Annotated in this window: 7 protein-coding genes, 1 tRNA gene and 1 other annotated feature; of the genes, 6 read left to right on the top strand and 2 right to left on the bottom strand. The window is 35.1% G+C overall.

Annotation, left to right across the window (positions count from 1 at the left end; genetic code table 11):
- Nucleotides 1-58: 58 nt before the first annotated feature.
- Entirely contained in the window at nucleotides 59-976 is a 918-nt protein-coding gene (locus AC1VAQ_RS02565) for an alpha/beta hydrolase (RefSeq protein ID WP_302595341.1), read from the bottom strand.
- Nucleotides 977-1,179: 203 nt separating this feature from the next.
- Nucleotides 1,180-1,261: transfer RNA gene (locus AC1VAQ_RS02560), tRNA-Leu, on the bottom strand.
- 229 nt (nucleotides 1,262-1,490) lie between these two features.
- On the opposite strand from AC1VAQ_RS02560, the gene AC1VAQ_RS02555 reads away from it, so the two are divergent.
- The 6 genes from AC1VAQ_RS02555 (at nucleotide 1,491) to AC1VAQ_RS02530 (ending at nucleotide 10,195) form a co-directional block, all read left to right on the top strand.
- A complete protein-coding gene (locus AC1VAQ_RS02555; protein ID WP_302595343.1) occupies nucleotides 1,491-2,090 on the top strand; it encodes an RNA polymerase sigma factor in 600 nt (199 codons plus the stop codon).
- Between the two features lie 12 nt (nucleotides 2,091-2,102).
- The gene (locus AC1VAQ_RS02550; protein WP_302595344.1) at nucleotides 2,103-2,990 is read left to right on the top strand and encodes an anti-sigma factor family protein; all 888 of its coding nucleotides are present in this window, start codon (nucleotides 2,103-2,105) and stop codon (nucleotides 2,988-2,990) included.
- Nucleotides 2,991-3,047: 57 nt separating this feature from the next.
- Nucleotides 3,048-3,233: a binding site (T-box leader), on the top strand.
- Between the two features lie 83 nt (nucleotides 3,234-3,316).
- Nucleotides 3,317-4,702 carry a glycine--tRNA ligase gene (locus tag AC1VAQ_RS02545; RefSeq protein WP_302595345.1) on the top strand — a complete coding sequence of 462 codons (1,386 nt, stop codon included), beginning with the start codon at nucleotides 3,317-3,319 and terminating at the stop codon, nucleotides 4,700-4,702.
- 448 nt (nucleotides 4,703-5,150) lie between these two features.
- Nucleotides 5,151-7,778, top strand: coding sequence for a pyruvate, phosphate dikinase (ppdK, locus tag AC1VAQ_RS02540; protein WP_479903439.1), 2,628 nt, complete (start codon nucleotides 5,151-5,153; stop codon nucleotides 7,776-7,778).
- 224 nt (nucleotides 7,779-8,002) lie between these two features.
- Nucleotides 8,003-8,854, top strand: coding sequence for a hypothetical protein (locus AC1VAQ_RS02535; RefSeq protein ID WP_479903438.1), 852 nt, complete (start codon nucleotides 8,003-8,005; stop codon nucleotides 8,852-8,854).
- A 63-nt stretch (nucleotides 8,855-8,917) separates the two neighbouring features.
- Complete coding sequence (locus AC1VAQ_RS02530; RefSeq protein ID WP_302595351.1) at nucleotides 8,918-10,195, top strand: glycoside hydrolase family 5 protein; 1,278 nt, start codon at nucleotides 8,918-8,920, stop codon at nucleotides 10,193-10,195.
- The last annotated feature ends 390 nt before the right edge of the window (nucleotides 10,196-10,585 follow it).

Below are 10,585 nucleotides of genomic sequence, written 5' to 3'. Positions count from 1 at the left end.
TTTAGTACGGCTATCTTATTTTAACAATACGTCTGATTATTGTACGCTTACTATAAAACTAGTAAAAATACTGATTAATAAACCTTTTAATCTCAGCCCAAGCTAATTTACTTTCAGGTAACTCAGGTAAAATTTCTTGGAAACAGTGGAACATACCGTAGTAACTTGAGAAAGTAACATCTACGCCAGCTTTTTCAGCTTTTTCTACGACTCTTGTGGCATCGTCATAAAGCATTTCATAAGTGCCGACTTGAACGAGCAAAGCTGGGAAGTTAGAATAGTCACCATGGAGTGGAGAAAGATAAGGGGTTCTGTAGTCTGTATTTGCACGATAAAATTGTTTTTTGCCTTGAGTGGCGATAGAACAGCCATTTTGACCAAGAATAATATCCTTGGTGTAGTTAATGCGGTGTGAAGGGGCAATGTCGTTTAATTCGGTCCAAGGAGAAATGGCAATAATACCTTTAGGTAGTGGTAAGCTATGGTCTTTAAGATAGAGTGTAAGAGCTAATACTAAGCCACCGCCTGCAGATTCACCTATCAGTAGAATATCTTCACCTTTATAGCCTAAATCTAAAAGAGCTTTGTAGGCAATTACACAGTCTTCAAGGGCAGCTGGGTAAACATATGTGGGAGCAATGCGATAATCTACATTAACGACCTCAGCACCTTGGGTGAGTTGTGATAAAACGACAGCAAGCTCTCTGTTAGAATCCATAAGAGGCCAAACGTAGGCACCGCCATGGAGCATTAAAATGGCTTTGCCATTGCTACCGTTTTCGGGGATTAAGCGTTCGATAGGGACATCCTTTACCGTTGCTTTTTCTAAGGTATAACCTACAGGTGGGCACCAGTTAGAAGGGCATCTTTGGCCAAGGGGAAAATCAAGAGTAGCAAGAGGGCCAAGCATTTCTTTAGTAATAGGTGTAGCTGTTTCTGCAGAACCTATTACATTTCTTAAATTTAAACTTTCCATATGTATCCTCCTTGTATTGGCATACTAAATAAAAGTATTACTTAGTAGCAATATGATATATGTATTACACTATAACTAGTGTAATACATATAAAAGAATAAATAAAGTTATAGTATTTAGAAAATAATTAAAGATAAAAAGGTAGGTAACTTTTATCGTAAGGATGAAAGTTACCTACCTTTTAGTCAAAGTCATATGAATAGTGCCGCTGGTCGGACTCGAACCGACACGTACAAGGTACGCTTGATTTTGAGTCAAGTGCGTCTGCCATTCCGCCACAGCGGCTTAAAAAATATTACTTAAGACAAGTATTATATTACCATAATCTTCATACCATAGCAAGTGGAAAATTAATTTTATCTAAAAAATATAGCATTAATAAGAATATAGAGAAACAAACTATAAAATTGAAATATATATCTTATAAAGTCATTTCTCTATGTAAAAAGATTGCATTAAGTAGGTTGTATACCTTAAAATAAGAAGGCAAATGACTGAGAAGGGGGAAGTATAAGTGACAGAAAACAAAGCATTAATACAGGCAGCTCAAAATGGCGATCTTGAAGCATTTGAAAGACTTATAAGTCTTTATGAAAATAATATTTATAAGCTTTGTCTAAAAATGCTACAAAATGAAGAAGAAGCAGCAGATGCCTTTCAAGAAGTTTGTCTTAAAGTATGGAAACAGCTTAAACATTATAAAGGTGATGCAAAGCTTAGTACGTGGATTTATCGCTTAACAACAAATCAGTGTATTGATTTATTACGTAAAAATAAAAAGCATATTACGCATATTTCTATTTTCCAAAGAAATGAAAAAGATGAGGAATGGTTAATAGATGAAGTTTCAAAAGAAGATGTAGTAGGGCAGGTTGAAGCAAAGGCACTTAAGGAAGTTATTCAGATTGGTTTAAGTGAGTTAAAACCAGAATATCGGGCAATTATTGTGCTAAAAGATGTGGAAGATTATTCATATGATGAAATTGCAGAAATACTGCAGATTTCTTTAGGAACAGTAAAATCTAGACTTTCTAGAGCAAGGGGAGCACTAAAAAAAGTTTTAGAGCAAAATAAGGAACCCTACAAATCTTTTTTTCGTCAAAAGGGATATTAAGGAGTGTGCACTATGAAATGTAATGAATGTCGAGAAGCATTATCAGCTTATTATGATAAAATACTAGATGAAAAACAAAAAGCAGAAATAGCAGATCATTTAAAGCAGTGTACAAGCTGTAGAAATGAATATGCACAGTTAAAGCAAATGCTAAGTCATTTAAAAGAAACAGCTGATGAAGAGACTGTGGTGCCACCCCTTTTACATAAACAGATGCTAGAGAGGGTGGCAAAAGAAACACAAAAAGGTAAGGTGAAATCACTTTGGCCGCAGCGTATAGGTGGGATGGTAGCAGCTTTATTAGTCGGTGTGATTTTAATAAAAGTACATCCTTTAGAATTAAATGAGATGGATAGTAGAGAGGAGAGTTATGCGGTAACAGCTAAAGACTCAGCACAAAAGTTGACAGAGTCAATCGGAGATGAAGTGCAGCCGACGCAAACAGAAGCCTCTGATAAGATGGCGGCATCTAGTGGCGTAGCACAAGCAAGGATAGCACCAGAAGAACAAGCATCAGCAGTACCTAATATAGCTAATCAAGCAGATGAAAATTCAAATGTAGTAGAAGATAAAGTTACTGTACAAAGTGAAACTAGCCTAACAAATGAAATAAGTCAGGGTAAAGAAGTATTATCAAATACACGAAAAGTACAAGATGAACAAATCTGGGAAATAGAGGCTGAGCATATAGATTTGTTAACGAGTTACTTAGAGACATATGCCAAAGAAAGCGGTGCGACTCTTACAAGACAAGATGAAGCAGAGTCAATAAGTTTTATCTTATATGATATAGCTGATTCTAAGGGCTTATTTAAAGCTTTGCAAACTCAAAGTTTTACAAAAAGTTTAATAGTCGTAGAAGAAACGGGAAAAAATATAAAGATTATTGTAAAAGCCTAAAAACCCACTTGACAGTTTAGGGGGTTTTTGATACATTAAATCGTAAGAAAAGCTATATTTTTTACGATGAAAAAGAAAAGTAGTAAGAAGTTAAGGCTATCAGCGAGACTGGGAGAGTGGGAGCCAGTTAGAACACTTTTTATGAAGGCACTTTGGAGTAAGCTTTAAGTAAAAGAGGAATGCAATGAAGATCATTGAATTCAATAAGGGTGGAACCGCGGAAGATAACCTTTCGTCCCTTGCTTTAGAGGGATGAAGGTTTTTTTTTATTTTTCACCTTCTCCCATATATATTAAGCTATTTTTTAATTTTAAGGAGGAACTAAAATGCAAGAAAAAAGCATGCAACAAATCGTAGCAGTAGCTAAATCTAGAGGATTCGTATATCCAGGTTCAGAGATCTATGGTGGTCTTGCGAATACTTGGGATTATGGTCCACTTGGTGTAGAATTCAAAAATAACGTAAAAAAAGCTTGGTGGAAAAAATTCATCCAAGAAAGTCCATATAATGTAGGGGTTGACTGTGCAATTCTTATGAATCCACAAGTATGGGTAGCTTCAGGACACGTAGGTGGTTTCAATGACCCACTTATGGACTGTAAAGCATGTAAAGAACGTTTCAGAGCAGACAAAATCATCGAAGATTACTTAGATGAACAAGGAACACCAGAAGTAGTAGATGGATGGTCAAATGAACAAATGCAAAACTTCATCAAAGATAAAGCAATTGCTTGTCCAACATGTGGTGCACACGATTTCACAGATATCCGTCAATTCAATCTTATGTTCAAAACTTTCCAAGGTGTAACGGAAGACTCTAAAAACACTGTTTACTTAAGACCAGAAACAGCACAAGGTATCTTTGTTAACTTTAAAAATGTACAAAGAACAAGCCGTAAAAAAGTACCATTTGGTATCGGTCAAATTGGTAAGTCATTCAGAAATGAGATTACACCAGGTAACTTTATCTTTAGAACAAGAGAATTCGAACAAATGGAAATGGAATTCTTCTGTAAACCAGGTACAGAACTTGAATGGTTCGACTACTGGAGAAGCTACTGTAAAAACTTCTTATTAAGCCTTGGTGTAAACGAAGATAACATGAGACTTCGTGACCATTCACCAGAAGAACTTTCTCACTACAGTAATGCAACAACAGATATCGAATTCAAATTCCCATTTGGTTGGGGAGAACTTTGGGGTATTGCATCTCGTACAGACTTTGACCTTACAAGACACCAAGAAACATCTGGTCAAGATATGACATACTTTGACCCTACAACAAATGAAAAGTACATTCCATATGTTATTGAACCTTCACTTGGTGCAGATCGTGTAACACTTGCATTCTTATGTGAAGCATATGATGAAGAAACATTAGAAGATGGCGACACAAGAACAATCTTTAGATTCCACCCAGCCTTAGCACCAGTTAAAGCAGCTGTTCTTCCACTTTCTAAAAAATTATCAGAAGATGCAATTAAAGTATTTGAATTACTTGCTAAAGAATTCAATGTAGAATATGATGAAGCCGGTTCAATCGGTAAACGTTATAGAAGACAAGATGAAATCGGAACACCATTCTGTATTACATTTGACTTTGATTCATTAGAAGATAAAAAAGTAACAGTACGTGACCGTGATACAATGGCACAAGAACGTGTTGCAATTGAAGATTTAGTAGCATACATCCAAGAACGTATGGCGTTCTAATATATAAAAAGAGCTATCCTTATAGGGATAGCCTTTTTTTATGGAACAAAATCTATAAAAATTGTTAAAAAAGTAGCAGAATAAAAGAGGGGGTTGACATGAAAAGACTTTAAAAAAGTAGTCACTTAAAAATAAATACAGCAAAATAAGAAGAAAAGAATGAATAAATAGATAATTTTTGATTATTAGAATGAAACAAAAAGAAATTTGTAAAAATTGATAATACATATAAAAAACATTATAAAAATAGTGAAATGATGATATAAATTTAACAATGTTTTTATTGAAAATGTATAAAAGTTTTTAAAATTATAATATTGTATATTCAAAGATGAATTTTGTGTTATAATGTAGGGGAAATAAAGAGGACAAGACTTTCGGAGATACCGCCAAATCCCGGAAAGCTTAGATACTTTATTATGTGAAGAATTAGGAGGGAATGTTCAATATGGCAACCAAATGGGTATATTTGTTTAAAGAAGGTAACGCTGACATGAGAAATCTTCTCGGAGGTAAAGGTGCTAACTTAGCAGAAATGACAAATCTTGGTCTTCCTGTACCACAAGGTTTCACAATTACAACTGAGGCTTGTACGCAATACTATGAAGATGGCAAAAAGATTAATGATGAAATCCAAGGCCAAATCATGGAATATATTGCTAAAATCGAAGAAATTAATGGAAAGAAATTTGGAGATAAAGAAAATCCACTTTTAGTATCTGTTCGTTCAGGAGCAAGAGCTTCAATGCCAGGTATGATGGATACAATTCTTAACCTTGGTTTAAATGAAGATGTTGTGGAAGTATTAGCTAAAAAATCTGGTAATCCACGTTGGGCTTGGGATTGCTACAGAAGATTTATTCAAATGTTCTCTGATGTAGTTATGGAAGTTGGTAAAAAATACTTCGAAGAACTTATTGATCAAATGAAAGCTAAAAAAGGTGTTACACAAGACGTTGAACTTGATGCAGATGATTTAAGAGAACTTGCTAATCAGTTCAAAGCTGAATATAAAGCTAAAATCGGTGCAGATTTCCCAGATGATCCAAAAGAACAATTAATGGAAGCTATCAAAGCAGTATTCCGTTCATGGGATAACCCAAGAGCAAATGTTTATCGTCGTGACAATGATATCCCATATTCATGGGGAACAGCTGTTAACGTACAACCAATGGCATTTGGTAACATGGGTGAAACATCAGGTACAGGTGTTGCCTTTACACGTGACCCTGCAACAGGTGAGAAGAAACTTATGGGTGAGTTCTTAATGAATGCACAAGGTGAAGACGTTGTTGCTGGCGTTAGAACACCTCAAAAGATTGAACAATTAGCTGAGGTTATGCCAGAAGTATTTGAACAATTCAAAGGTGTATGTGAAAAACTTGAAAACCACTATCGCGATATGCAAGATATGGAATTCACTATTGAAGATAGACACCTTTATATGTTACAAACACGTAATGGTAAAAGAACAGCTCAAGCTGCTTTAAAAATTGCTTGTGACCTTGTAGATGAAGGTATGAGAACACCAGAAGAAGCAGTTGCAATGATTGATCCTAGAAACTTAGATACATTATTACATCCACAATTTGATGCAAAAGCATTAAAAGCTGCTGAGCCAGTTGGTAAAGCACTTGGCGCATCTCCAGGAGCTGCTTGTGGTAAAATCGTCTTCACAGCAGATGATGCTAAAGAATGGAATGCAAGTGGAGAAAAGGTTGTTCTCGTTCGTCTTGAAACTTCACCAGAAGATATTGAAGGTATGAAGGCCGCTCAAGGTATCTTAACAGTACGTGGTGGTATGACATCACATGCAGCCGTTGTTGCACGTGGTATGGGTACATGCTGTGTATCAGGTTGTGGCGATATTAAAATGGATGAAGCTAATAAGAAATTTGAACTTGGTGGCAAAACATATCATGAAGGAGATTACATTTCACTTGATGGTTCAACAGGTAATATCTACGATGGACTTATTCCAACTGTTGATGCAACTATTGCAGGTGAATTTGGCAGAATTATGGGATGGGCTGACCAGTTCAGAAAGCTTAAAGTTCGTACAAATGCAGATACACCAGCAGATGCTAAAAAAGCACGTGAACTTGGTGCAGAAGGTATCGGTCTTTGCCGTACAGAACATATGTTCTTTGAGGCAGATAGAATTGCTGCATTCCGTGAAATGATTTGTGCAGATACTGTAGAAGAAAGAGAGACAGCACTTGATAAAATCCTTCCATATCAACAAGGAGACTTCGAAAAATTATATGAAGCACTTGAAGGATGTCCAGTTACAATTCGTTTCTTAGATCCACCTCTTCATGAGTTCGTACCAACAGAAGAAGAAGATATTGAGAAACTAGCTAAGGCTCAAAATAAATCAGTAGCTGATATTAAAGCACTTATTGATTCATTACATGAGTTCAATCCAATGATGGGGCATAGAGGGTGCCGTCTTGCTGTAACTTATCCAGAAATTGCAAAAATGCAAACCAAAGCTGTTATCCGTGCGGCAATCAATGTTCAGAAACAACATGCAGATTGGACAGTTAAACCAGAAATCATGATTCCACTTATTTGCGATATCAAAGAACTTAAATTCGTTAAGAAAGTAGTTGTAGAAACAGCAGATGCTGAAATTGCTGCTGCTGGCGTTAACCTTGAGTATGAAGTGGGTACTATGATTGAAATCCCAAGAGCAGCACTTACTGCTGATGAGATTGCAAAAGAAGCTGATTTCTTCTGCTTTGGTACAAATGACTTAACACAAATGACATTTGGCTTCTCTCGTGATGATGCTGGTAAATTCTTAGATGCTTACTATGATACTAAGATTTTTGAAAATGATCCATTTGCTAAACTTGATCAAACAGGTGTTGGTAAGTTAATGGAAATGTCTATTAAGCTTGGAAAACCAGTTAATAATAAATTACATATTGGTATTTGTGGTGAACATGGTGGAGATCCTTCTTCAGTTGAATTCTGCCATAAGATTGGTCTTGACTATGTATCTTGCTCACCATTTAGAGTACCAATTGCAAGACTTGCAGCAGCTCAAGCAGCTATTGCAGATAAATAAAAAGATAAAGCATGCATTAACAATTAAGGCCATATTAGGAAATAGATTTACTGCAGAAGTCCATTTTCTCATATGGCTTTTTTTATAAAGGTAAAATAGAAACGAGAGCAATCAAACTATAAAATATAAAAGACTAAGGAGTCCAGATGACGATGAAAAATATGGGGAAGTTAAGACACTTTTTTAGAAAAAGTAAATGCGTACAATTCTAAAGGGGTGTAAATATGGAAATTAATAAGCAAATGATGACAATAGAAACTAGAAAATTTTTAAAAACAATATTTAGTTTGCCAGAAATAGAGAAAGTTGCAATCAAAGATATAGTTATTGAATCATTAGAAGATAAAGTACATATCGAAGAAGGCTTAGAAAAGTGTTTTCATGATAAGTTTAGTGATGTGGATTTCAATTTATGGGTAAAATTGAGCCGAGAGGATTTTGAGGAACAGACTCCTATTTATAAGAGATATTTTCCACGACTTGGCTTAAAAGATAAGATATTTGGGGTTGTCTTTCAAGAAAGAATGAAGGGAGAAACTTGTAAGGAAGGATTGCGAATTTGCTTGAAATCTGGCTTTCGTATGGATGTGACATGCTTTACGCGATATGATGAAAGGGTATTAACTTTGCCGCAAAGTGATTTGCGAGAGCATATTGTGCTAAAGCAAGAGAAAGATTTTTGGGAAGACTGGGATTTAGATAAAATAAACGAATTTTGGTTTATTTCTATTCAAGCATTAGGTAAGCTGATGCGTAAAGATTATCTTATAGCAGATCACCTGGCTTATATGTTGCTTATGGAGGGAATAGTAGTTCAAATGGTGATGAGAGATAATCAGTATGGGACGAATGTACATCGTTATGGCTATGGGGAAGAATTAGCTTATTTAAATGTAGATATGAAGGGGGCGGAAGTCTTCAAGACAAAAAATGATAAAGTTTATAACGCCATTGTAGAGCACTTATATGCAGCAGTTGTGAGCTATGATCAGTTAGTACAAAAAGTCAATCCATTATATATGAGTCGGAAAGATGTTTTCTTTGAAATATGGCGTACTTATATCAAAAAGAGTTAACTATTGAATAGGTATTAAAGAAAAGTAGCTTTTGAATTTATGAATAGAAGGAAGAGATGTGCAATGAGTAAGAAGTGTTGGGGGGCTATGATAGTTATAGGGATTACATTAGGCTTGTTAAGTGGTTGTGGTAGTAAAAATGTAACAATAGATACTAACAGGGAAAACGTAGAAAATAAAAAAGATGAAGAGCAAGTAGAGTACACCACAGAAGTGGCAGAGATTACAGTGCCAGATGTAGAAGTTCAGAAATTTGAAATACCCGAAAATGAAGCATTGACTTTTGTTAAAGAAATGAAAATAGGTTGGAATTTAGGAAACACGTTTGATGCCAATACAGAGACAAATCAGTTTGAGGATGAAATGAAGTATGAGACGATTTGGTGTGGTGTACCAACAACAAAGGAAATGATTGATACTGTAAAAGCAGCAGGATTTAATACTGTACGTATTCCTGTATCTTGGCATAATCATTTAACAGATGATAATTTTACAATTAGTCAGGTGTGGCTAGATCGGGTACAAGAAGTAGTGGACTATGTAATGGCAAATGATATGTATGCCATTATTAATATTCATCATGATATAAGTAAAGCGTATTATTATCCAAGTAATGAGTGCTTAGAGAATAGCACAAAATATATGACAAGTATATGGGGACAAATTAGTGAACGTTTTAAGGATTATGATGCACATTTAATTTTTGAAAGTGTCAATGAACCGCGTCTTGTAGGTGATGAAAATGAGTGGTGGTTTCAAGGGGATAAGGCCAACTGCAAGGAGGCTGTATTATGTATTAATACTTTAAATCAAGTGTTTGTAGACACTGTTAGGAAGAGCCAAGGAAAAAATGAAACCCGCTACTTAATGGTACCAGGGTATGATGCCGCCGTAGATTCAGTCTTATATGAAGGCTTTAAATTACCAACAGATAGTCAGGAAAATAAGATTATTGTATCTGTTCATGCCTATGTGCCATATGCTTTTGCATTGCAAAGTAGTAGTGAATCAGGAAGTACAGATGTGTGGGATATGACAAAGACAAAGGACCAACAAGCAATCACAGATTTTATGGATGGTTTATATAATAAATTTATTGTAAATGGAACGCCGGTATTGATTGGAGAATTTGGGGCGAGAGATAAAAATAATAATTTACAAGCACGTGTAGACTTTACAACGTATTATATTGCTGCAGCTAGAGCACGTGGTATGTCTTGTCTTTGGTGGGATAATAATAGTTTTGTAGGAAGTGGTGAAAACTTTGGACTTCTAGAACGTAGGAACAATACATGGCAGTATGAAGCACTTTTAGAAGGACTTATGAAATATGCTAATTAAATTAAAAAAGATTGGCATAAGTAGACAAGTAGTTTCTAAAAAGTAAAAAATATCCCTTAAATGGAGGTAGTTTAAGAAATAAAGAAATACCCCGTTTAAGGGGTATCAGGCTGTAGACAATTAACTTTTCCATAGTATTTTACTAGTCTAGAAATAGAAAACAGAGGTAAAAATGGACCTAAACTGCTCTTTTTACCCCTATTTTAATAGATTTTCTTGAATAATCCTCACTTAATTTGTGAGTTTATTTTGGGAAAATTCATTTGTCAACAATCTGAAATACCCCGTTTAAGGGGTATTTCTTTGCTTTTAAGAAAAAATATATAAAATAGGTATACTTAGACTGTAATGTGCGTAAAGTAGAAAGTAAAGGTAAAAATAAGAGTTGTT

Source organism: Cellulosilyticum sp. (genome assembly GCF_982396655.1).
The sequence above is the reverse complement of the archived record's forward strand: the minus strand, read 5'-3'. Positions and strand labels throughout refer to the sequence as shown.